Genomic DNA, 20,392 nt, shown 5'->3' on the forward strand with positions numbered 1-20,392 from the left:
TAGTATCGTCGGCATGCCTAATTCTTCACGTTATCTTGGCCGGCAGGCAATCGTTGATCGCCAGCAGCAACTGGTGGCCTATGAACTATTGTTCCGTTCCAGCCCGGCCAATTTCGCCTTGGTGCGCGACGATCTGCTCGCCAGCGCCGAGGTGTTGCGCAACGCCTTCGGTGAACTGGGCAACGTGGATGTGTTGGGTCAGTTTCCCGGTTTCATCAACGCTAGCGCGGATTTGTTGCAAGACGCCATCCTGGACCAATTGCCGGCGGAACGGCTGGTGCTGGAAATACTGGAAACGGTCACCGTCACCGAGGCCTTGCTGCAACGGATGGCGCTGTTGCGCCAGCGCGGCTTCCGCCTGGCGTTGGACGATGTGATCCACTTGGGGCCGGACCAGACCGCGATGCTGCCGCTGGTGGACATTGTCAAAGTGGACGTGGCTGCGGTGGAAACAGAGCGCCTGCCGGCGCTGATGGCGCAGTTGAGCGATTTCGACGGCATTTTGCTGGCGGAAAAGGTGGATAGCCGCGAACAGTTCGAACGCTGCCGGGATTTGGGTTTCCGCTGGTTCCAGGGCTATTTCCACGGCCGGCCGGTGGTGTTGAGCAGCACGGACGCGCCGTAGCGCCACATCCTCTGCACCGGCCCTGTTCACTGGGCCTTGATCGGTTTGTGGTAGGCCAGGCTGGCGGCTCGGGTCTCCGCCACAATGCGATCAAACTCCCCGCTGTCCTGCAAGGCCTTCAAGCCGCGATTGAAACGCTCCACCAATTCCGGGCCCTGGCGGTGTTTGCGCCAGATCACCACATGCAGCGGCGCCACCCAGAACGATTTGCTTTGCGGCTCCAATTGCTGAGCCAGCCGGGGCGGGAAGTTGCGGGCGATAAGGTATTGACCCACTTCCGCGTCGATGGGGAACAAGTCGATGCGGCCGGCCAGCAGTTTGCGCAGATTGGTGACGTCGTCCGGCGCCATATCCGGCACTAAGTGGCCGGACTTGACCTGCTGATTGAATTCGTCTGAATAGAAATTGCCGACTGTGACGCCCACCCGCGCGTGGCGCAGATTGGACAAGTCGTTCCAGGGGAAGGTGGCGTTGCGGCGCTGGAAAAACACCATGCGCGCATGCAGCATGGGTTGAGTGAATAGTAGATCCTGCTTGCGTTCCGGCGTCGGCGCCCAGCCGAAGCTCCCGTCCACGGTGCCGTTGCGCGCCGATTGCAGCGTGCGGTTGTTGGGGTAGTAACGGAAGGCGACGTCGACGTTGGCGCGGGCGAACGCCTCTTTGACCAGACGCGACAAAATGCCGTCATACGGCAGTTCCTTGCCCATATAGGGCGGCCACTCCTGGTTGGACAGGGTGATTTTCAGACGTGGCGCGGCCTGCGGCTGAGCTGCCGCCAGCAGGACTACAGCCAGGCTGCCCAGCAGCCAGCTGCGAAGTCTCATCATTTCCCCGAATCCTTGCTCAATCTGTGCGCGCGGCATGCGTGCTGCCCGTACGGAGCGCGGCGTGCGCCGCGTCTCCGCTCGATATTGTTGTGGGCCTCGAGGGCCTATTGCTGAATCGTAGGCAGGTTTGGCGTCCGGCGTAAAGCGCTTCCATTGCCGCGGGGTCGGCAAAGAGGCGTTGCGGCGGCCGCGCCGCGAAGACACGGCGCCGCTTGCGCGGGCTTAGAGCCTGTTCAAAGCCTCGCGAGCAAGGGCGAGACAAGGCGAAAACGAGCGAAAAATCAGAATGGTCAAGTGGTACCTGAGCATTTTGAGGATGTTTTCAACGCCGTATCGCCGAAGCACAGCAGACTATGAACAGGTTCTTAGCGGCCTTTCGGCGGGCTGAACAAGGCCGAGCTCGGACGCGAGGCGGCGGGCTTGCTGCGCTGGCCCTGACCCTGACCTTGCGATGAGCGCTGACCAGGCTGGCCGTTTGTGGCGTTTTTGGCCTGACCCTGTCCCTGGCGCGGCTTGGACGCCGGGGAGCGATGGCCGTGGCCGGTGGGCTTGCTGTCCGGCTGGTGGCGCGGCTTGCCGCCGCCGCCCTGGCGCTGCGGTTGGCCGCGGCGATTGCCGCCGCCCATCGGAATGGGCTCGGGTTTCACCGACAGATCGGCCTCGAAGCCGGGTACCGAGAAGCGCTCGATCGATTGCTTGGTGAGCTTCTCGATATCCTTCAGGAAGTTGAACTCATCGACGCAGACCAGCGATACCGCTTTGCCTTTGCTGCCGGCGCGGCCGGTGCGGCCGATGCGGTGCACGTAGTCTTCCGGCACATTGGGCAATTCGAAGTTGACCACTTGCGGCAGTTGGTCGATGTCCAGGCCGCGCGCGGCGATGTCGGTGGCGACCAGCACTTGCAATTCGCCGCTCTTGAAGTCGGCCAGCGCGCGCGTACGTGCGTTCTGGCTCTTGTTGCCGTGAATCGCGGCGGCGGGGATGCCGGTCTTGTCCAGTTTTTCCGCCAGGCGGTTGGCGCCGTGCTTGGTGCGGGTGAACACCAGCGCCTGGAACCAGTTGTGCTCCTTGATCAGGTGGATCAGCAAGTCGGTTTTGCGGTCGCGGTCCACCAGGTGGATCTTTTGGTCCACCAGTTCGTTGGTGGTATTGCGGCGCGCCACTTCCACCAGCTTGGGGTTGTCCAGCAGGCGGTCGGCCAGGCTCTTGATCTCGTCGGAGAAGGTGGCGGAGAACAGCAGGTTCTGACGCTTGGCCGGCAGCAGGGCCAGCACTTTGCGGATGTCGTGAATGAAGCCCATGTCCAGCATGCGGTCCGCTTCGTCCAGCACCAGAATCTCAACGCCGGACAGGTCGATATTGCGTTGACCGGCATGGTCCAGCAGACGGCCCGGCGTGGCCACCAGGATGTCCAGCGGCTTGCGCAGCGCGCGGGTTTGCGGATTGATGTTGACGCCGCCAAACATCACCATGGAGGTAAGCGGCAGGTGCTTGCCGTAGGTCTGCACCGATTCTTCCACCTGGGCGGCCAGTTCGCGAGTGGGGGTCAGCACCAGCGCGCGCGGGCGGCCCGGCTGGGTGGCCGGCTTGCCCATCAGGATGTGCAGCAGCGGGAGGGTGAAGCCGGCGGTCTTGCCGGTGCCGGTCTGAGCCGCGGCCAACAGGTCGCCGCCTTGCAGCACTTGCGGGATGGCCTGGGCTTGAATCGGGGTGGGGGTGGTATAGCCGGTTTCGCTGACGGCGCGCAACAGGGGTTCGGCCAGACCGAGGTCGGCAAAGGTGAGTGTGGACATGTTTGCTCCTGCGACGGCCTATCGCAGTATGTGCGAACCAATCCAGGCTGACGGGAAAAAGTTAGGGATGCGATGGGCGCTTCGGGATGAAGCGCGCGCGGCGCGCAAAGATTGGAATTGCACGCGGGAGGCCGGAGTTTACCTTCAAATCGGCGGTTTGGGAACTTGTCGCCGCATTGTCATATCCATTTCAGCGGAATCCAAACCCGCGCAAAGCCGTTTTGACGGCTGATATTATTAATAAATGCGAATGGGTGAACTGGTATCATGTTGTCACGTCGCCGGTGCAGCGGAGCGCTGCGGCCGAGGCGGCAAGATGCCCTGTTTTGATGTGTCCGCCCGGGATGGGCGGCGAATAACGCAGTTCAGAGGAAATCGGTATGCCTGGATCCGCCCGTAGGCTGGTCGGCTTGATCATTTTGTGTCCGGCGTTGGCGCTGGCCGCCGGCAAAGGCGGCTCGGAGGGTGGTCATGGCCGCGCGGCGGCGAGCGGCAAAGCCGCCGAGGAAGCGGTGGAAGCCAACGCGCAGGTGGCAACCGATTTCAACTGCGACAAGCCGGGCAATCCGGTGGAGGCCATGGTGTGTCAGGACGAGAGCCTGACCCGGCAGGACAATCGGCTGGAGAAAGTCTACGCCCAGGCGCTGGAGCAGGCCCAGCAGGGGCGTCCGGGTGCCGAGGCCAAACTGATCGCCGAGCAGCGCCGCTGGGTAAAAAGCCTGAAGGACTGCGTCAAGACCGAGGACATGCATATGTGCCTGGGCGATGTCTACATCATGCGCATTACCCAGTTGCAGGCGGCTTGGGGATTGGCGCCGTCGCTGACGCCCTTGCGCTATGTCTGCAAGGGCAACGCCACCCGCACCGTGTTGGCTACCTTTTATCGCACTCACCCCCCCACGGTGAAGCTGGAGTACAACGGTTCCACCGCCATCTTGCATCAGGGCCTGAGCGGCAACGGCGCGCGCTACACGGCGCCGGGACTGGAGCTGTGGATCAGGGGCCGCGAGGCCAGCATTACCTGGCGCGGCGAACCTTTGGATTGTTCCAGCCAGCCTTCGCCCTAAGAACCTGTTCACGATCTGCTGCGTTGCGGCGATATGGCGTTAAAAATAAGCTCAAAATGCTCATGTATCCCTCGACCATTCCGCTTTTTCGCTCGTTTTCGCCTTGTCTCGCTCTTGCTCGCGAGATCGTGAACAGGCTCTAATCAGCCGTTCAAAGCGCGCCGCGGCGAAAACGTCCTCCGCGTGCTGCGCACCGTGCGAGCAAAGCCGCTTTTTCTGCCGTTTCCGCTGGTCTTTCCTTTGCCCGCGCAACTTTGAGCGGGCGCAACCGGCGCCGGCCCCGTACAATAGCGTCTTTATTCTGCAAAGCCGCGCACCGTCCATGGCCCTGTCCGCCACCATTTATAAAGCCAATCTTGCCGTGTCCGACATGGATCGCGGCTATTACGCCAGTCATCAGCTCACGCTGGCCCAGCACCCGTCCGAAACCGTCGAGCGCATGATGCTGCGCCTGGTCGCCTTTGCGCTCAACGCCAGTGAAACCCTGCAATTCAGCCGTGGCCTGAGCGCAGACGACGAGCCGGAGTTGTGGCAGAAAAGTTATGCCGACGATATCGAACTGTGGGTAGAACTGGGCGAGCCGGATGAAAAACGGCTGAAGAAAGCGTGCAGCCGCGCCGAGCAAGTGGTGCTGTACAGCTATGGCGGCCGCGCCAGCGAGGTGTGGTGGCCGCAGATCGAGAACAAGCTGTCCCGGCTGGACAAGCTCAGCGTGTTCCGCGTTGAGCCGGCCACGTTGGCGGAATTGGTCGCCATCTGCCAGCGCAGCATGCAGTTGAGCGCCACCATCCAGGATGGCCAGCTGTGGCTGGCCGACGAATCAAGCAATGTGCTGGTGGAGCCGCTGCGGCTCAAATAAGGCGCTCAGCCGCGCAGCCAGGCGCTTAGCCGCGCCAGCCAGCCTGAGTGTGCCGTGCGCGGCAGCCGCGCTTTGCGTTTGAGCCAGGGCATGCGTTGATGACGGGCCGCGTAGGCATTCAATAGCCGGCGGTGGCGCAGCGCCAGATCGCCGCGTTTCATCGCCGCGCGCTCACCAGCCGCCACCAGGCGAGCAAGGACGCGCGCCAGCCGAGTTTCGGCTCGGCCCGGCAGCGCGTTGCCGGAAAACGGGTTTCGAGTATGTAGCGGCGCAGCGCCAGCGGCGTCGGATCCTCGTCCGGCAGGTAGTCCGGAATGCCGCGCGTCGGCAAGGCGCGACGGACAGGTTTGTTTGAGGTCATGGCAAAGGTTTCCAAGTGGAACACTTGGCTGAATGCTAGGCTCCGACGCGTAAAAAGAGGCTAAAGAAGCTGCGGTCTCCGATAAAAAGCGGCTAGTCGCGCCGCGCGTCGCGCATCGCGCGCGCCAAGGCGTCGTTTTCGCCTCCCATGCGCTCCAGCGCCGCGCTCACGCCGTTCCGGTCCGCCGCGCTGCGGTTCTGGCTCAGCTTTTCCTTGATATCCCAACGCTTCACTCGTAGCCGGAAGCCGACGACTGCGCGCTGCATGGCCTGGATGGCCGGGTTTTCGCTGGGTAGCCGCCAGCCGGATTCGCCTTCGAAAAAGCGTACCTGTCGCTCCAGCTGGCTCAGCAAGGCCGCGCCTTCCATTTCCTCCGCCACGCCGTGCGCATGCGCTGCCCGGTAGTTCCAGGTAGGCACCTGGGCGCCGCCGGCAGCGCACCAGGCCGGCGACACATAACCATGTTCCCCGTGAAACAATGCCACGCTGCTGCTGCCGCGCAGCAACGCTTGAGTGTGCGGGTTGGCGCGCGCCAGATGGCCGAGCAGGCAGTCTGGCTGTTCAGGATCGGCCAGCAAGATCAGATGGCTGATCCAGGGCTCGCCGTCGGTCTGAGGCGTGATCAGGGTGGCGAAGGGGTGGGCGGCCAGCAGTTCCGCCAGCGCGGCCGGGCGGCCCGAGAAAGCGTCTGGCGTATACATCATGGCGTCGGCTCCCATTCATAGCTGCGTTCGATGCGCGCCACTTCCACCCGATACTGGCGATACCAACGTTCGCGCCCCAGCTGCTGCGCCAGCATATGGTCGGCGTGGACTTTCCACGCGCGGATGCTCTCGGCGTCAGGCCAGTAGGATAGAGCGATCTCTTGGCCGTCCTCAGAGGCGGAAACAAAGGCAAGACAGCCGAAGCGTTCCAGCGCCAGCTGGCGCATTTGCCGCGCCACGGCGAAGTATTCGTCATCCAGTTGCCGCGTGGCCGCGCGGAAAATCACGACATGCATGCAAGACCTTCCTGGAGTAAGGTGGGGGAATCGGCATTGTCTTGATTGCCGGCGGCCTTGGCCAGAACCAGTTTGGCCGCTGGCGTGGAACCACCGCGACTAGGAGGAGCGAAGATGACCAATAACCTATTGCTGCGCGCGGCGGATGCTGGGGATGTGGAGCGGATCACCGCGCTGCACGTCGCCAGCTGGCGGCGGCATTACCGCGGCATCCTGCCGGATGAGTATCTGGACCTACGCGCTTGGGACGAGCGCCTGCTTGTGTGGCAGCGGCGTTTCGCCGCCGCGCGTCCGCCCTGGGTACAGCTGGCGCTGTGGCAGGGAGAGCCGGTGGGCTTCGTTTGCCTATTGCCGGACGAAGCGCCGGAGCGGGGCGTTTATCTGGACAATCTGCATGTGCAGGCCGGGCAGCAGGGGCGCGGCATCGGGCGCGCCTTGATGGCGGCGGCGGCGGCGGAAGCCTTGCGCGTTGCGCCGGGCCGGCCCTTGTTCCTGTGGGCTTACCAAGCAAATCGGGACGGCCGTGCCTTTTACCAGGCACTGGGCGGCGTGGAGTCCGCGCCCTGCGAGGTGGACACCGCCGGGGGCCGGCGCGCGCTGGCGCTCAGCTATCAGTGGGATGATCCGTCCTGTTTGTTGCTGTAACGGTTTGCGTCGCGACAACACCGGGCCGCGCAGTCGTTTTACAATGTGGCGATGTCTACTCTCAACTATTTGCAACACTATCCCTCCGCCTTGCTAGGCCAGGTTCAGGCGCTGCTGGACGCCGGGCAGCTTGGCGTCTGGTTGGCGCGCAAGTACCCGGACAGCCACGATGTGCAGACGGACAAGGCGTTGTACCAGTATGTATCCGAGATCAAGCAGCGTTATCTGAAAAACGCCGCCTTGCCGGCCAAGGTGAGCTACGACAGTCAGCAGCACCCGGTCAAGGGCACGCTGGGCACCAATACCTTCGTGTCGCGGGTGCAGGGCGGCAAGCTGAAGACCAAGAACGAGATCCGCATCGCCGCGCTGTTTCGCGACGCGCCCTTGCCGTTCCTGCGCATGATTGTGGTGCACGAGCTGGCCCATCTGAAGGAGAAGGATCACAACAAGGCTTTCTATCAGCTGTGTTGTCATATGGAGCCGGACTACCACCAGTTGGAGTTCGACATGCGGGTGTGGTTGACCTGGCGCGAAAGTCAGCAGGCCTGAGTTCTTGTCGCGGGATGAACAACAGCCCGGCTAGCCGGGCTGTTCGCATGTCAGAACCTGTTTACGATCTACTGCGCGTTGTGGGACGTTACACGGTGAGTACGGCTTCGAAATGCCCATGTACCGAATGCACATTTCGCTTCATCAGCCGTTTTCGCCTTGTCTCGCTCTGACGCGCGAGGCCTTGAGCAGGTTCTACGGGGCGGTGTTTATTTCTTGGCCACTAGTTGATCGAACACGCCGCCATCGGCGAAGTGCTTGCGCTGGGTGCTGCGCCAGTCGCCGAAAGTCTCTTGCAGCGTGAACAGCTTGACCTTGGGGAATTGGCCGGCGTATTGCGCCGCAATCTTGGCGTCACGCGGGCGGTAGTAGTTCTGCGCCGCGATGGTCTGGCCCTGAGGGGTATACAGGAACTTCAGATAAGCCTCGGCCAGCTTGCGGTTGCCCTTCTTGTCGGCCACCTTATCCACCACCGCCACCGGCGGTTCCGCCAGGATGGACAATGAGGGGGTGACAATGTCGAACTTATCCGGTCCCAGCTCTTTCACTGCCAGCACCGCCTCGTTCTCCCAAGCCAGCAGCACATCGCCCTGTCCGCGTTGTGCGAAGGTCAGCGTCGCGCCGCGCGCTCCAGTGTCGAGCACCGGCACGTGCTTGTATAGTTCGCCGACGTAGGCGCGGGCCTTAGCCTCGTTGCCGCCGGGCTGTTTCAGCGCGTAACCCCAGGCCGCCAGATAGTTCCAGCGCGCGCCGCCGGAGGTTTTGGGGTTGGGAGTGATGACCTGGACGCCGGGCTTGATCAGGTCGCCCCAATCGCGGATGCCCTTGGGGTTGCCCTTGCGCACCAGGAACACGATGGTGGAGGTATAGGGCGAGCTATTGTCCGGCAAGCGGCTTTGCCAGTTCTTGGGCAGCAGGCCCTGGTCCGCCAGCACATCGATGTCGTAGGCCAGCGCCAGCGTGGCCACATCGGCCTCCAGGCCATGCTGGATGGCCAGCGATTGTTTGCCCGAGCCGCCGTGCGATTGCTTGATGGCGACGTCGCCGCCCTGTTTTTTCCATTGCTCGGCAAAGGCCTTGTTGACGTCTTGGTATAGCTCGCGGGTGGGGTCGTACGAGACGTTGAGCAGCTCCGAGGCCAGCAGCGGCGCGGCGCCGCTGAACAAGGCGAGGGACAGCAGGGCATGGCGGAAGGTGAGTCGTGGCATGGCGATTTCCTGAGAGTGCAAGCGATGATTGCATCTAATCAGAAATGTTTTAGAGCCAGAAGTGATTGTTTTTTATCTTTAAATTCCAAATAAATCTATGCGGTGACAGCACTGCTTTAGAGGTATGGGGAATAAGTTTTTCGTTCAATATCATTTCCAAGAATATAAAAGTCATTCTACAGTGCGAGATCAACCTTTGAGGAGCTGAGCGATGGAACCTTCGCTGGCGGATTTCGACTTGATCATTCAGCCTGGCTGGCACAACTCCGGCCCGCGGCATTGGCAAAGCCACTGGCAGCGGCGTTTGAAAGCCGAGCGGGTGGAGGTAAGCGATTGGGACGCGCCGCGGCTGGACGACTGGCTGCAGGGCCTGGATCAGGCGCTTGAGAGGACGCGAAAGCCAGCCATCGTCGTTGCCCACAGCCTGGGCTGCGTAGCGGTGGCGCATTACGCGCAGCGCCATCCGCGGCGAATCGCTGGCGCTTTATTGGTGGCGCCGGCGGATGTGGAGCGGCCCTTTGTGCCGCGCGAGCTCATGGGGTTCGCGCCGACGCCGCGGCAGCCCTTGCCGTTTCCGGCCAGGATGGTGGCGAGCAGCAACGATCCGTTCTGCAAGACCCCGCGCGCGGCTCGGCTGGCGGGCTACTGGCGCACGCCCATCGCTTGGCTGCGGCAGGCCGGCCACATCAATGTGGAGTCCGGCCACTGCCAATGGGAAGACGGCTGGCTGCAACTGGAGCTGCTGGCGCAAAGGGTGCGGGCCAGCTTGAGCCAGGCGGCCTGAGTCTCCATCTGCCGCGCGTTGCGCCACGCGGCGCGCCGGGTCTTGATCAGGCCCGCAGGCCGCTGGCGTCGCCGGGGGCATTGTGGCTCCCAAGCCATTGTTCGGCGTAGTTTCGCTTCAAGCCAGGTGGTCTAAACTGGGATGGCATGTATTTCAACCCTCTCTTGAGTGGCCATGATGCCGAGCCGATTCTTCGCCTGTTGTTGGCTGTCGCTGGCTGGAGCCGTTTACGCCGCCCCCTTGAGCCGCATCGGCGTGTCCGTGGGAGCGCTGGACAACCCCTTCTATCAGCTCGTGGCGCGCGGCGCGCTGAACGAGGCGCGCGCGGCCAATCCCAATGCGCAAGTCACCACCCTGTCCGCCAATTTCAGCCTGGAGCGGCAGGAAGAACAGGTGCGGCAACTGCTGCGTCAGCAGGTGGAGCTGATTCTGCTGGTGGCCGCGGACAGCAAGGCGGTGGCGCCGCTGGTGCGTATCGCGCACCAGGCAGGGGTGCGAGTGGTGGCGGTGGACGTGGATGCGCCCGGCGTCGACGGCACGGTCAAATCGGACAATGTTCAGGCTGGCGCGCTGGCCTGCCGTTATCTGGCGGAGCAGATGCACGGTCATGGGACGATGGTGATTCAGAACGGTCCGCCGGTGTCGTCTGTCTGGGACCGGGTGGCCGGTTGTCGCCGCAGCTTGGCCGCATTTCCCAAAATCCGCTTGCTCAGCCATCAAGAGAGCGGCATGGCGTCCAGCTGGGGCGGCAAGCGGCTGATGGAGCGGCATCTGCGGCGCTACCCTATGGTCAACGGCGTGTTCTCCTGCAACGACCGCCAGGCGCTGGGGGCGGAGCAGGCCGCGCGGGAAGCCGGCCGCAAGGAGGTGATGGTGGCAGGGGTGGACGGCTCGCCGGACATCGAAAAGGCGTTGCGAGCGCAGAATCAGATTGTGGCCTCCGTCAGCCAAGCTCCGTACGCCATCGGCGCGGAGGCGGTGAAGCTGGGCCGCCAATTGCTGGATAAGCCCAACGCCAAGCCAAGCTTGGTGTTAGTGCCGGTGCAGCTGATCACTCGCGCCAATATCGGCGCTTACCAGGGCTGGCAGAGCCAGTTGCCGCCGGCCCCCGCCGCGGCGCGCTAGGCGCAGGCCCCCCGTCTTTTTTGACCTGCGGCGGCGGCGGTGTCACACTGCCGGTGTTTTCGCGTCGGCCTGGCCGACGCCAGCTGTTTCCAACTCAAAGCCAAAGGATTCCACATGTTCGCATCACGCCCGCTCAAAGCCGGCCTGGCCGCCCTGGCGCTGACTTTGCCGCTGCTGGCGCACGCCGACGCCGCCCAGGACGCCGCCGTCAAAGAGTTGTCCGCCACGCTGAACCTGAACAATATGCTGCCGGAACTGGCGCAGCGCACCACCGCCAGCGCGATGCCGCTGCTGCAGGAATACTTCGTCAAGAACAAGATCAAGTTGAGCGAAGCTCAGCAGAAGAAGGCGCAGGAAGGCTTCAAGACCTACGGCGAGAACGTGCACAAGCTGGCCAGCGATTACTTTGGCTCCAGCACTGCCAAGCAGCAGTTCGAGCAGACTGTGGCCAAGGCTTACAGCGCCCAGTTCAGCGCCGACGAACTCAAGCAGATCAATGCTTTCTACAAGACCGCAGCGGGTCAGAAACTGCTGAAACAGCAGCCGCAGATCATCAACACCATCGCCGGCGACACCTTGAAGGCCGCCGAGCCGGTGCTGTTGCCCAAGATGCGTGCCGCCGCGGAAAGCTTCGGCAAGAGCATCGCCAAAAAGTAAGCGCATCCGCGCTTCGCCGTCAAAGCCGCCCGCTGGGCGGCTTTTTGTTTGCCGCGCGCGTTTACGGATTCGTTTAGCGGCCAGCCCATCTCCTTGGCGCGCGTAGCGGCTATAACGTGTTTATCGACACGGATTATGTCATTCAAATGATCAGATCGGGCTTGTTGTGGCTGCTGTTGGCCGGGCTGGCGCAGGGCATCGCGGCAGCGCCGCCGCGCCAGGTGGTGGTTTTGGTCGACAACGGTTATCCGCCGTATTCCTATGAGAAGGACGGACGGGCAGAGGGCGTTTACAACGAAGTGTTGCGCGAGGCGTCGCAGCGCTTGTCCGGCTATCGCATTGAGCTGCGGCCTGTGCCGTGGAAGCGCGGCCTCTCCGAACTGGAGGCCGGCCGCGCGCCGGCGTTGTCTCCGCCGTACTACCGTCCGGAGCGCGACTACATGGGCTATTCGGCGCCGTTCTGGCAGGAGCAACTGGCGGTGTATTGCCGGGCGGACATCATGCGGGCGCCGCGGCCGCATTGGCCGGCGGATTTCCTGGGCCTGCGCTTTGGCAACAACGCGGGTTTCCGCCCCGGCGGCAAGGCATTCTGGCTGGCGGTGCAGCGTGGCGAGATTCATTTGGACGAGGCGCCGGACACTCAGGGCAATCTGCTGAAGCTGGTCAATGGCCGCATTGATTGTTATTTGAACGACAAGCTGTCCATTCTCTACGTGCTGGATCGGCTTCAGCGGCGAGGCGTGATCAGCGCGGAGCAACGCGGCGGACTGGCGGCGGCGGCCAGTCTGAACGGCGAGCAGGCCTATGTCGGTTTCGCCAAGCGCGGTCAACAGCATTTTCCCTATCTGGACGATTTCATCCGGCAACTGAACGCCGTCTTGGAGCAGATGAAACGCGAGGGGCGGATTGCCGCCATCGTGGAGCAGACATTGCGCGCCCCGCCGCCGTAGCCGCGCCCGGCCGCCGGTTTTGACAGCCGCGGCGGCCGGTTTTAGCATGACTCAATCGTTTTACGGAAACCAAGCATGGAAAATCGCAAACTGGCGGTATTGATCGATGCGGACAACGCGCAGTCGGCGCTGATCGCCGAGTTGCTGGCCGAGGTGGCCAAGTACGGCACCGCCGTGGTCAAGCGCGCTTACGGCGACTGGACCACCAGCCAATTGAAGAGCTGGAAGGAAGTGCTGCACCAGTACGCGATTTCGCCGATTCAGCAGTTCGCCTACACCAAGGGCAAGAATTCCACCGACTCCGCGCTGATCATCGACGCGATGGACCTGCTCTACACCGGTAATTTCGACGGTTTCTGCCTGGTGTCCTCGGACAGCGACTTTACCCGCCTGGCGACCCGGCTGCGTGAATCCGGGTTGATGGTGATCGGCCTGGGCGAGCAATCCAAGACGCCGCGGCCCTTCATCGCCGCTTGCGACAAATTCGTGTTCACCGAGATTTTGCGGCCGGAACCGGCGGTGGCCAAGATCGCGGCTGACAAGCCCAAGACGCGCAGCGCGCGCAGCCGAGCCAAGCCGCAGCCGGAGAAGGAGCGCCACCCGCTGCAGGACATGTTCACCAATGCGATCGAGGCCGTGTCCCGCGACAGCGGCTGGGCGGAGCTGTCGGTGGTGGGCACCTATCTGGCCAAGAACGATCCCTCGTTCGACCCGAGGGTCTACGGCCATTCCCGGTTGTCGCAGATGGTGAAGAAGCTGGACTTCCTGACGGTGCAGGAAAGCCGAAACGGCTCCAAACTGCATTGCGAAATCCGGCTCAAGCACGACGGCGAATCCCCCTTGGCGGCGCCCACGGCAACGCCGCCCGCGGCGGATCCGCCGCCGGAGACGCCGGCGCGCAAGAAGCGCAGCCCGCGCAAAAAGCCGACGGCTGCCGGCTGAACCGACGGCTGGTACACTGTTTGCATTTAAGAGCCTGTTCAAAATCTAGCGAGCAAGAGCGAGACAAGGCGAAAACCGCTGAGCAAGCGGAATGGTCAAGTGGTACATGAGCATTTCGAAGCGGTACTCATCGTGTCACGCCTCATGAAGCGCAGCAGATGATGAACAGACTCTAAGGATACGCGCCGGCGTCCTCGCCCGCGATCCACACAACAAGCCACATCAGCAAGGGACAGAACATGATTATCCGCGACGCCACGCTGGAAGACCTGGCGGCGATACTCGACATCTACAACGAGGTTATCGCCACCACCACCGCCATCTACAACGACGATCCCCTGTCCGCCGGCGAGTTTGCCGTCTGGTTCCAGGACCGCGCCGCGGCCGGCTATCCGGTGCTGCTGGCGGAGGAGGACGGCAAGATCCTGGGTTTCTCCAGCTTTGGCGATTTCCGCGTCAAGCCGGGCTACCGCTTCACCGTGGAGCACAGCGTGCACCTGTCCGCCGACGCGCGCGGCAAGGGTATTGGCACCGCCTTGGTGCAAGCCTTGTTTCCGCGCGCCAAGGCGCTGGGCAAGCACACCATGATAGGCGCGGTGGACGCCGCCAACGCGGGTTCTATCCGCTTCCATGAGAAATTGGGTTTCCAGCAGGTGGGCATGTTGCCGCAGGTGGGATTCAAGTTTGGCCGCTGGCTGGACCTGGTGTTTCTGCAGCGCTTTATCGACGGCGCCAGCGAGGGGCCGTCTGCGTCGTGAGCCTGAAATGAGAAGCGCCGCAGATGACTGCGGCGCTTGCTCGTGCTTTTTACCACTGTCGAACGCAGTGTTTTCTTGATATTTCTCTATTCACCCTTGTACGACTTAGCGCACCTCTGCAACGATATCCCTACTGAACACCTTTTCGCAATACTTGCATTTCATTTTTGTGTCGCGCGCCTGGGGTTTAACGTAGAAAAAGCTGGTCACCGGCTCGTTGTGCGAGATGCAGTTGGAGTTGGGGCAGGAGAAGATGCCTTCGATGGTGTCCGGCAGCGCCAGCTTGTGTTTTTTGACCACCTCGAAGTTGTCGATCACGTTAACGGTGGCCTGCGGCGCGAACAGCGCCAGTTCGTTGGCCTGTTCCTCCGACAGCGCGATGTTCTCCACCTTGATGATGTCCTTGGCGCCCATGTGACGGCTGGAAAGGTTCAGCCCCACGGTGACGCGCTCTCCGGTTTCGCTGAGTTTGAACAGACGCAGGATGACCAGCCCCTGGCCGGCCGGGATGTGGTCGATGACGGTGCCTTGCTTCAGCGCTTCTACGGTGCGGGTATATTGCATGATGGTTTCCTTTTCCTGAATCAGACGGTCTCGTTCAACACCAGCGACAGCAGCGCCTGGCGCGCATAGACCCCGTTCTTGGCTTGTTCGAAGTAATAAGCGTGCGGCGTGGCGTCCACGCTGGTTTCGATCTCGTCGACGCGCGGCAGCGGGTGCAGAATCTTCATATTGCTGCGGGCGTTGTGCAGCATGTCCGCGCGCAGCACGAACTTGCCCTGAATCTTCTTGAACTCGGCCTCGTCGAAACGCTCGCGTTGCACGCGGGTCATGTACAGCACATCCACTTGCGGAATCACGTCGTCCAAGCTGCCGACCACGGTGTACTGGATGCCTTTTTCGTCCAGCTCCTCGCAGATGTAGTCCGGCATCGCCAGTTGCTCCGGCGCCACAAAGTAGAAACGGGCGCCGAACAGCGACAGCGCCTGGGTCAGCGAGTGCACGGTACGGCCGTACTTGAGGTCGCCGACGAAGGCCACGGTCAGGTTTTCCAGCGTGCCCTGGGTTTCCCGAATAGTGAACAGGTCCAGCAGGGTCTGGGTTGGGTGCTGGTTGGAGCCGTCGCCGCCGTTGATGATGGGCACGGCGGAGAACTCGCTGGCCAGGCGCGCCGCGCCTTCCTTGGGATGACGCATCACCACCGCGTCGGTGTAGGAGCCGATGATCTTGATGGAGTCCGCCAGGGTTTCGCCTTTCTTGGCGCTGGTGTTGCCCCCGTCGGCGAAGCCGATGATGCTGCCGCCCAGCCGCTGCACCGCGGTCTCGAAGGACAGACGGGTGCGGGTGGAGGGCTCGAAGAAACAGCTCCCCACCAGCTTGTCTTTCAGCAGGTCGTTGCGAGGCTGTTGTTTCAGGCGGGCTGCCGTGGCCACCACCAGCTCCAGTTCCTCGCGGCTGAAGTCCGGTATGGAAATGATGTGTTTGCGGTAGAGGGGGTTGGCCATGGTCGCGTCCTTTCAATATTGGCTTTATGAGTCGCGGGTAAAAAAAAAGCCCCTGGAATCAGGAGCTTGTTTTATTACTGCGTCGGGGTTCGGGAACGGCAACGGCTCGCGCCAACGCCAGGTCGCCGCCGTGGCGGGCGGTGCGTCGTGCGGGAAGCGTTTTTGCGTGGGTCATTGCCTGTGGTCCGAACAAAATTGCGGGATTGTAATCCCAATTCCTGCACGACGGTAAGACCCGTGTCGCATTTATCAAAATTGATGGCAGAAAAAGGACACTTCCACCTGCGCAGCAGGCTATGAACAGCGCCTCAGCGCAGCGCGTATTTGATCCCCAGGCTGAGAAAGCAGACGCCCAGCAGGCGGTTGAGCAGCAGGCGAGCGCCGGGAGCGAAGGCGCGGCGGCGCAGGCGGCCGGCAAGCCATACCAGCAGCGCCAGGTAGAGCATATTGATCAGGCAGAATACCGCGGCCAGCTGCGCGAAGCCGGCCGGGCCGGCGCGGCCGGCTTCCAGGAATTGCGGGAAGAAGGCCATGAAAAACAGGATGGCTTTGGGGTTGGCCAGGGTGATCAACAGCGAGCGGCGGAAGCAGGCGCCGGCGCTGTGTTGCGCCGGCGCGGTCACGGCCGCGGCTCCGCCGTTGCGGCGGAACAGCAAGTTCGCGCCCAGCCAGGCCAGATAGAACGCGCCGGCGTAGCGCAGCAGTTCAAACCAGCCGGGGTGGGCGGCCAGCAGCGCCGCCACGCCGCCGCCGGCCAGCGCGATCAGGATCAGATCGCCGGCCAGCAAACCGGCCTGGGCCGCGTAGCCGGCGCGCAGCCCGCCGCCGCTGAGCGCGCCGAGGATGGACAGCGTGCCGGCGCCCGGCGTGACCACCAGCAGCAGCGAGGCGGCGACAAACGGCCACCAGTCGATTGCCGTCATCAGGGCTGTCCTTTCATTGTTTGGCGGTTCAGGTACGGAAATCGCCCACCAGCGCTTCCAGCCGCGCCGACAGTTCGCGCAGATGGCTGACCGAGGCGGCCACTTGGCGCACCACGTCGCTATTGCTCTGCGCCATGCTGCTGATGCGCTCCACGTTCTGAGCGATCTCCAGGCTGGCCGCGGACTGCTCGCGAGTGGAGGAGGCGATGTCGACGATGCTGCCCACCAGGCCGTGGCTGCGATCCAGCACGGTTTGCATCGCCTGGTTGGCGTCTTCGGCGATGGCGACGCTGTTGCCCACCAATTGGCTGCTCTTTTGCACGTCGCTGACGGCGTCGCGGGTTTCCTGGCCGATGGCGTTGACGATGCGGCTGATCTCCACCGTGGCCTCGGCGGTCCGGCCGGCCAGGTTGCGCACCTCGTCCGCCACCACGGCGAAACCGCGGCCCATCTCGCCGGCGCGCGCGGCTTCGATCGCCGCGTTCAGCGCCAGCAGATTGGTTTGGTCCGCGATGTCCTTGATCACGTTGACGATGGTGCTGACCTCGGTTGAGCGCGCGCCCAGGACATTCACCCGATCCGCCAGCGCGTGCATATTGTCGGTCATGCGGCGGATTTCGGCGGTGACCTGGTTGACGGTGGAAACGCTCTGCTCGGTCAGTCTGCCGGTTTCCCTCGCGGTGCTCTCCGCCAGCTGCGCGGTGTTGGCGATGTGCTGCACGCTGACGGTGACTTCCTCCACGCCGGCGGCGGTGGCGCTGGCGGCGTCCGATTGAGAAGCGGAGGCGCTTTCCACCTGGCGAGCGGACTCTTGCAAGGAGACCGCCGCCGCGGTGACCGCCTGGCTCTGTTCGCGCACCTCCACGAACATATCGCGAAGGCTGGCGATAAATCGGTTGAAGGCGTCCGCGGTGCGGCCGATTTCGTCGCGGTTGCTGATCGGGATGCGGATGGTCAGGTCGCCTTTGCCGGAGGCCAGTTGCTCCATGGTGGCGGCCAGATGGTTCAGCGGCCGGGTCAGCGCGCGCACCACGCCGGCCAGCACCAGCAGAATCAGCGCCAGCGCCACCGCGCCTATCAGCACCGCGGTCAGGCTTTGCCGCTTGGCGTCGGCGGTGATGGCCGCGGTGGGTATGCTGACACCCAGCGTCCAGAACTGGCCGGTATTGGCGACTTTCACAGGGTGGAAGAAGTGGGTGAAGCCGCCTGCCTCGTAAACGAAGTCCTCGCCTTGCTTGATCTTGCCCAGATAGGGCGTCAGCGGGCTGTCCTTGGGCGCGGGTTTGCCCAGCAGGCTGGCCTCTGGATTGACCACGTAGAGGCCGCCTTCGGACAGCATGCTGACATAGCCGGTTTCATATAACCGGATCTGGCCGAATTTCTTTTGCAGGTCGTCCAGCGCGATGTCGGTGGCGGAGACCCCCAGCATTTTGCCCGCGGCGTCTTTGATCACCACGGCCAGCGAGCTTTCCAGGATCTTGCGGTTCTGCACCTCGTAGGGGTAGGGCTCGGTGATGGTGTCGCGGCCGCGTTGCTTGGGCACGTAGTAGAAATCGCCCCAGCCCGGTTTTTCGTAGTCGGGCTGATAGCTTTCCGGGTGATCCTTGAACTTGGGGAATTCCTTGACGCGGTCCGCCGACATCATCACGTCCATTTGCGCTTTGCCCTTGTCGTTCTTGGTGATGTAGGGCTGATAGCGGCCGGTGGGGTCGTGGCGAGGCCAGTCCATGCGGAAGCTGTTGTCGTTGCCGTCGAAGGCGTTCGGCTCCCATAGCATCCACAGGCCCACCGACTGAGGCGCGTTGTCCAGCATCTGCTGGATGGTGTTGTCGGTGTGTTTGCGGTCCGGATGCGCGACGCGTTGTATGCCCAATACCGCGTCGGCCAGGTGGCGCGGCAGGGTGAAGTTGCGGGCAAAATCGCTTTCCGCGTCCTTGGCGTAGCTGCTGGCCTGCTCAGAGGCCAGTTTGTAGCCTTGCTCCACCGCCGAGCGGTAGCTTTGCCAGGCGATCAGGCCGATCATGACGGCGAAGCCGACGGCGATGGCGGCGGCGGCCACCAGAATGATGCGGGTGCTCAGGCGGCCCCATTTCTGCTGTTCCATTCTTCTTTCCCCAGTAGCTTGCGAAGCTTGTTATATGGCGGCTTGCCGCGGCCGCGCGCGAGCGGAGGCGAGGTTCGGTGTCTTGCCCTTATTTATAGACATTAAAGCGATAAGCCCGCACCGGTCCATGCCGACGCGCTAAAAGGCGGACGTTGCTCGGCGGAACGTGGGAACCGCGCCACAACGGCCGCGGCGGCAATATTTACAGCAGCGTGACAAGCGGCGGCGCATTGCGTTATCTAGCAGGCTTTGCGCGAGTTTGACGTCGAATTCGCATGTCATTGTGCGCCGCTTATTTAGCCGCCGGGCTAATGGAATACCTTGCAAATGCCGATAGCGGAGTTGATGCTGAAAGAAGGCGCGCCCGGGCGGCACTGGGCGCGCAGGTCCATTTGCGCCGGCGATTGCGGCCGGCGGGGTCCCGGTGACAGGGTGGCGGAGACGCATGCGCGCGGCCGGCGGCACAGACGCGCGGCGGGATAAAGAGCACAGAATGATCAAGTGCATAGAAGTGGCCGATCTCAAGGTGGGCATGTACATCCACGATCTGAACTGCGATTGGATGTCGCACCCCTTTTTGCTTAAGCGTTTCCTGATCAAGGATGAGGAAGAAATCCGCAAGATTGCCGATTCCGGCATTCACGAGGTGTACATCGACACGCGCAAGGGAATGGATTTGCCCTCCGCGCCCAGCGCCACCGAAGTGAAAAAGCTGTTGGAGGAGCAGATCCGCGAATTCGGCAGCAACGAGACCATTCTGGAGCCGCAGGTGGAGGCGGGCTCCGAGTTTGGCCGCGCTCAACTGATCCACAGCGAAGCCAATCAGATCATCCAGGGCATTCTCAAAGACGTGCGTCTGGGCAAACAGGTGGAATTGGAAATGGTGGAGCCGTCGGTGACCAAGATGACTTCGTCCATTCTCCGCAACGGCGGCGCGCTGCTGTCGCTGTGCCGCATCAAGGACAAGGACAATTACACTTTCCAGCATTCGGTCAGCGTTGGCGCGTTGATGGTCAGTTTTTGCAACGCAATGGGAATGAGCAAGGAGGTGATTCATCACGCCGGCATCGGCGGCATGCTGCACGATATCGGCAAGATGAAGATTCCGGACCGCATTCTCAACAAGCCGGGCAAACTGACCGAGCAGGAGTTCGTGGTGATGAAGTGCCATGTGGTGGAGAGCAAGCAGATTCTGCTGCAAACCACCGGTATTTCCGAAACCGCGGTGCTAGTGGCGGCGCAGCACCATGAGCGTCACGACGGCAGCGGCTATCCGGCGGGCCTCAAGGGAGAGGAGATTTCACAGCTGGGACAGATGGCGGCCATCGTCGACGTATACGACGCGCTGACTTCGGACCGCTGCTACCACAAGGGCATGGCGCCCACCGACGCCCTGCGCAAGATCTACGAGTGGTCCAAGTTCCACTTCAATCCGCAGTTGGTGCAGGCGTTCATGCGCAGCATAGGCATTTATCCTATCGGCACCCTGGTGCGCCTGGAGAGCGGCCGCCTGGGCGTGGTGGTGGAGCAGAACGAAAGCAACCTGATCTCGCCCAAGGTGAAGGTGTTTTTCAGCACCAAGAGCAATGTCTACATTCCGCCGGAGATGGTGGATTTGTCTCGCGGCATGGGGTTTGGCGGCGGCGACCGCATTGTCAAACACGAGTCGCCGGATAAGTGGAAGATTGATCCGCTGCGCTTTCTATAGCG

Annotated in this window: 23 protein-coding genes; 12 read left to right on the forward strand and 11 right to left on the reverse strand. The window is 62.6% G+C overall.

Translation table 11 applies throughout. The features are described 5' to 3' along the window. Window positions 1-13: 13 nt before the first annotated feature. Window positions 14-625, forward strand: a complete 612-nt coding sequence (locus tag DXT74_RS03565) for an EAL and HDOD domain-containing protein (RefSeq protein ID WP_052370745.1) — start codon at window positions 14-16, stop codon at window positions 623-625. 26 nt (window positions 626-651) lie between these two features. Here the strand turns inward: DXT74_RS03565 and DXT74_RS03570 are convergent, their stop codons facing one another. Next, complete coding sequence (locus DXT74_RS03570; protein ID WP_196783819.1) at window positions 652-1,452, reverse strand: ABC transporter substrate-binding protein; 801 nt, start codon at window positions 1,450-1,452, stop codon at window positions 652-654. A gap of 365 nt (window positions 1,453-1,817) precedes the next feature. Next, the gene (locus DXT74_RS03575) at window positions 1,818-3,245 is read right to left on the reverse strand and encodes a DEAD/DEAH box helicase (RefSeq protein ID WP_194427341.1); all 1,428 of its coding nucleotides are present in this window, start codon (window positions 3,243-3,245) and stop codon (window positions 1,818-1,820) included. Between the two features lie 380 nt (window positions 3,246-3,625). Between DXT74_RS03575 and DXT74_RS03580 the strand changes: the two genes are divergently transcribed. Both DXT74_RS03580 and DXT74_RS03585 read left to right on the forward strand, forming a co-directional pair. Further along, window positions 3,626-4,312 carry an MliC family protein gene (locus DXT74_RS03580; protein WP_052370738.1) on the forward strand — a complete coding sequence of 229 codons (687 nt, stop codon included), beginning with the start codon at window positions 3,626-3,628 and terminating at the stop codon, window positions 4,310-4,312. Between the two features lie 322 nt (window positions 4,313-4,634). Continuing rightward, window positions 4,635-5,171 (forward strand): YaeQ family protein, encoded by a 537-nt coding sequence (locus tag DXT74_RS03585; RefSeq protein ID WP_019103624.1) that lies wholly within the window; start codon window positions 4,635-4,637, stop codon window positions 5,169-5,171. A gap of 5 nt (window positions 5,172-5,176) precedes the next feature. Here the strand turns inward: DXT74_RS03585 and DXT74_RS03590 are convergent, their stop codons facing one another. From DXT74_RS03590 to DXT74_RS03605, 4 genes are all read right to left on the reverse strand, one after another. Next, window positions 5,177-5,332: a hypothetical protein gene (locus tag DXT74_RS03590; RefSeq protein ID WP_019103623.1), complete on the reverse strand. Its 156-nt coding sequence runs from the start codon at window positions 5,330-5,332 to the stop codon at window positions 5,177-5,179. Beyond that, window positions 5,329-5,532 (reverse strand): hypothetical protein, encoded by a 204-nt coding sequence (locus DXT74_RS03595; protein WP_194427342.1) that lies wholly within the window; start codon window positions 5,530-5,532, stop codon window positions 5,329-5,331. The genes DXT74_RS03590 and DXT74_RS03595 overlap by 4 nt, the downstream gene beginning before the upstream one ends. Window positions 5,533-5,624: 92 nt before the next feature. Continuing rightward, complete coding sequence (locus tag DXT74_RS03600) at window positions 5,625-6,236, reverse strand: FMN-binding negative transcriptional regulator (RefSeq protein WP_194427343.1); 612 nt, start codon at window positions 6,234-6,236, stop codon at window positions 5,625-5,627. After that, window positions 6,233-6,532, reverse strand: a complete 300-nt coding sequence (locus DXT74_RS03605) for an antibiotic biosynthesis monooxygenase (protein ID WP_194427344.1) — start codon at window positions 6,530-6,532, stop codon at window positions 6,233-6,235. The genes DXT74_RS03600 and DXT74_RS03605 overlap by 4 nt, the downstream gene beginning before the upstream one ends. Before the next feature lie 114 nt (window positions 6,533-6,646). On the opposite strand from DXT74_RS03605, the gene DXT74_RS03610 reads away from it, so the two are divergent. Both DXT74_RS03610 and DXT74_RS03615 read left to right on the forward strand, forming a co-directional pair. After that, complete coding sequence (locus DXT74_RS03610; RefSeq protein WP_194427345.1) at window positions 6,647-7,177, forward strand: GNAT family N-acetyltransferase; 531 nt, start codon at window positions 6,647-6,649, stop codon at window positions 7,175-7,177. A gap of 51 nt (window positions 7,178-7,228) precedes the next feature. After that, window positions 7,229-7,726 carry a M48 family metallopeptidase gene (locus DXT74_RS03615; RefSeq protein WP_043640245.1) on the forward strand — a complete coding sequence of 166 codons (498 nt, stop codon included), beginning with the start codon at window positions 7,229-7,231 and terminating at the stop codon, window positions 7,724-7,726. A 209-nt stretch (window positions 7,727-7,935) separates the two neighbouring features. Here DXT74_RS03615 and DXT74_RS03620 read toward each other — a convergent pair whose 3' ends face one another. Beyond that, on the reverse strand, window positions 7,936-8,934 hold the full coding sequence (locus tag DXT74_RS03620) for a sulfate ABC transporter substrate-binding protein (RefSeq protein WP_194427346.1): 999 nt from the start codon (window positions 8,932-8,934) through the stop codon (window positions 7,936-7,938). A 211-nt stretch (window positions 8,935-9,145) separates the two neighbouring features. On the opposite strand from DXT74_RS03620, the gene DXT74_RS03625 reads away from it, so the two are divergent. From DXT74_RS03625 to DXT74_RS03650, 6 genes are all read left to right on the forward strand, one after another. Further along, window positions 9,146-9,718 (forward strand): alpha/beta hydrolase, encoded by a 573-nt coding sequence (locus DXT74_RS03625; RefSeq protein WP_043640241.1) that lies wholly within the window; start codon window positions 9,146-9,148, stop codon window positions 9,716-9,718. 174 nt (window positions 9,719-9,892) lie between these two features. Continuing rightward, on the forward strand, window positions 9,893-10,843 hold the full coding sequence (locus DXT74_RS03630) for a substrate-binding domain-containing protein (RefSeq protein ID WP_194427347.1): 951 nt from the start codon (window positions 9,893-9,895) through the stop codon (window positions 10,841-10,843). Between the two features lie 114 nt (window positions 10,844-10,957). Continuing rightward, on the forward strand, window positions 10,958-11,500 hold the full coding sequence (locus DXT74_RS03635) for a DUF2059 domain-containing protein (RefSeq protein ID WP_019103452.1): 543 nt from the start codon (window positions 10,958-10,960) through the stop codon (window positions 11,498-11,500). A 146-nt stretch (window positions 11,501-11,646) separates the two neighbouring features. After that, window positions 11,647-12,450 (forward strand): ABC transporter substrate-binding protein, encoded by an 804-nt coding sequence (locus DXT74_RS03640; RefSeq protein WP_043640304.1) that lies wholly within the window; start codon window positions 11,647-11,649, stop codon window positions 12,448-12,450. A gap of 75 nt (window positions 12,451-12,525) precedes the next feature. After that, a complete protein-coding gene (locus DXT74_RS03645) occupies window positions 12,526-13,392 on the forward strand; it encodes an NYN domain-containing protein (RefSeq protein WP_194427348.1) in 867 nt (288 codons plus the stop codon). A gap of 239 nt (window positions 13,393-13,631) precedes the next feature. Beyond that, a complete protein-coding gene (locus DXT74_RS03650) occupies window positions 13,632-14,150 on the forward strand; it encodes a GNAT family N-acetyltransferase (RefSeq protein ID WP_019102489.1) in 519 nt (172 codons plus the stop codon). 105 nt (window positions 14,151-14,255) lie between these two features. Here DXT74_RS03650 and pyrI read toward each other — a convergent pair whose 3' ends face one another. The 4 genes from pyrI to DXT74_RS03670 form a co-directional block, all read right to left on the reverse strand. Continuing rightward, on the reverse strand, window positions 14,256-14,714 hold the full coding sequence (pyrI, locus tag DXT74_RS03655; RefSeq protein WP_043589228.1) for an aspartate carbamoyltransferase regulatory subunit: 459 nt from the start codon (window positions 14,712-14,714) through the stop codon (window positions 14,256-14,258). Between the two features lie 20 nt (window positions 14,715-14,734). After that, a complete protein-coding gene (pyrB, locus tag DXT74_RS03660; RefSeq protein WP_043640231.1) occupies window positions 14,735-15,655 on the reverse strand; it encodes an aspartate carbamoyltransferase in 921 nt (306 codons plus the stop codon). 308 nt (window positions 15,656-15,963) lie between these two features. Then, window positions 15,964-16,578: a LysE family transporter gene (locus DXT74_RS03665; RefSeq protein WP_194427349.1), complete on the reverse strand. Its 615-nt coding sequence runs from the start codon at window positions 16,576-16,578 to the stop codon at window positions 15,964-15,966. Window positions 16,579-16,606: 28 nt separating this feature from the next. After that, window positions 16,607-18,682, reverse strand: a complete 2,076-nt coding sequence (locus tag DXT74_RS03670; RefSeq protein WP_043640221.1) for a methyl-accepting chemotaxis protein — start codon at window positions 18,680-18,682, stop codon at window positions 16,607-16,609. 493 nt (window positions 18,683-19,175) lie between these two features. On the opposite strand from DXT74_RS03670, the gene DXT74_RS03675 reads away from it, so the two are divergent. Then, window positions 19,176-20,390 (forward strand): HD-GYP domain-containing protein, encoded by a 1,215-nt coding sequence (locus tag DXT74_RS03675; RefSeq protein ID WP_043640300.1) that lies wholly within the window; start codon window positions 19,176-19,178, stop codon window positions 20,388-20,390. Window positions 20,391-20,392: the final 2 nt, after the last annotated feature.

The organism is Chromobacterium sp. Rain0013, assembly GCF_015291765.1.
Classification (GTDB): domain Bacteria; phylum Pseudomonadota; class Gammaproteobacteria; order Burkholderiales; family Chromobacteriaceae; genus Chromobacterium; species Chromobacterium haemolyticum.

Coding starts and splice junctions, on each gene's coding strand:
- DXT74_RS03595 (WP_194427342.1), bottom strand. CDS start 5,532: ATGACCTCAAACAAACCTGTCCGTCGCGCCTTGCCGACGCGCGGCATT.
- DXT74_RS03575 (WP_194427341.1), bottom strand. CDS start 3,245: ATGTCCACACTCACCTTTGCCGACCTCGGTCTGGCCGAACCCCTGTTG.
- DXT74_RS03620 (WP_194427346.1), bottom strand. CDS start 8,934: ATGCCACGACTCACCTTCCGCCATGCCCTGCTGTCCCTCGCCTTGTTC.
- DXT74_RS03580 (WP_052370738.1), top strand. CDS start 3,626: ATGCCTGGATCCGCCCGTAGGCTGGTCGGCTTGATCATTTTGTGTCCG.
- DXT74_RS03675 (WP_043640300.1), top strand. CDS start 19,176: ATGATCAAGTGCATAGAAGTGGCCGATCTCAAGGTGGGCATGTACATC.
- pyrB (WP_043640231.1), bottom strand. CDS start 15,655: ATGGCCAACCCCCTCTACCGCAAACACATCATTTCCATACCGGACTTC.
- DXT74_RS03600 (WP_194427343.1), bottom strand. CDS start 6,236: ATGATGTATACGCCAGACGCTTTCTCGGGCCGCCCGGCCGCGCTGGCG.
- DXT74_RS03590 (WP_019103623.1), bottom strand. CDS start 5,332: ATGAAACGCGGCGATCTGGCGCTGCGCCACCGCCGGCTATTGAATGCC.
- pyrI (WP_043589228.1), bottom strand. CDS start 14,714: ATGCAATATACCCGCACCGTAGAAGCGCTGAAGCAAGGCACCGTCATC.
- DXT74_RS03605 (WP_194427344.1), bottom strand. CDS start 6,532: ATGCATGTCGTGATTTTCCGCGCGGCCACGCGGCAACTGGATGACGAA.
- DXT74_RS03625 (WP_043640241.1), top strand. CDS start 9,146: ATGGAACCTTCGCTGGCGGATTTCGACTTGATCATTCAGCCTGGCTGG.
- DXT74_RS03670 (WP_043640221.1), bottom strand. CDS start 18,682: ATGGAACAGCAGAAATGGGGCCGCCTGAGCACCCGCATCATTCTGGTG.
- DXT74_RS03615 (WP_043640245.1), top strand. CDS start 7,229: ATGTCTACTCTCAACTATTTGCAACACTATCCCTCCGCCTTGCTAGGC.
- DXT74_RS03630 (WP_194427347.1), top strand. CDS start 9,893: ATGATGCCGAGCCGATTCTTCGCCTGTTGTTGGCTGTCGCTGGCTGGA.
- DXT74_RS03665 (WP_194427349.1), bottom strand. CDS start 16,578: ATGACGGCAATCGACTGGTGGCCGTTTGTCGCCGCCTCGCTGCTGCTG.
- DXT74_RS03635 (WP_019103452.1), top strand. CDS start 10,958: ATGTTCGCATCACGCCCGCTCAAAGCCGGCCTGGCCGCCCTGGCGCTG.
- DXT74_RS03640 (WP_043640304.1), top strand. CDS start 11,647: ATGATCAGATCGGGCTTGTTGTGGCTGCTGTTGGCCGGGCTGGCGCAG.
- DXT74_RS03645 (WP_194427348.1), top strand. CDS start 12,526: ATGGAAAATCGCAAACTGGCGGTATTGATCGATGCGGACAACGCGCAG.
- DXT74_RS03565 (WP_052370745.1), top strand. CDS start 14: ATGCCTAATTCTTCACGTTATCTTGGCCGGCAGGCAATCGTTGATCGC.
- DXT74_RS03650 (WP_019102489.1), top strand. CDS start 13,632: ATGATTATCCGCGACGCCACGCTGGAAGACCTGGCGGCGATACTCGAC.
- DXT74_RS03570 (WP_196783819.1), bottom strand. CDS start 1,452: ATGATGAGACTTCGCAGCTGGCTGCTGGGCAGCCTGGCTGTAGTCCTG.
- DXT74_RS03610 (WP_194427345.1), top strand. CDS start 6,647: ATGACCAATAACCTATTGCTGCGCGCGGCGGATGCTGGGGATGTGGAG.
- DXT74_RS03585 (WP_019103624.1), top strand. CDS start 4,635: ATGGCCCTGTCCGCCACCATTTATAAAGCCAATCTTGCCGTGTCCGAC.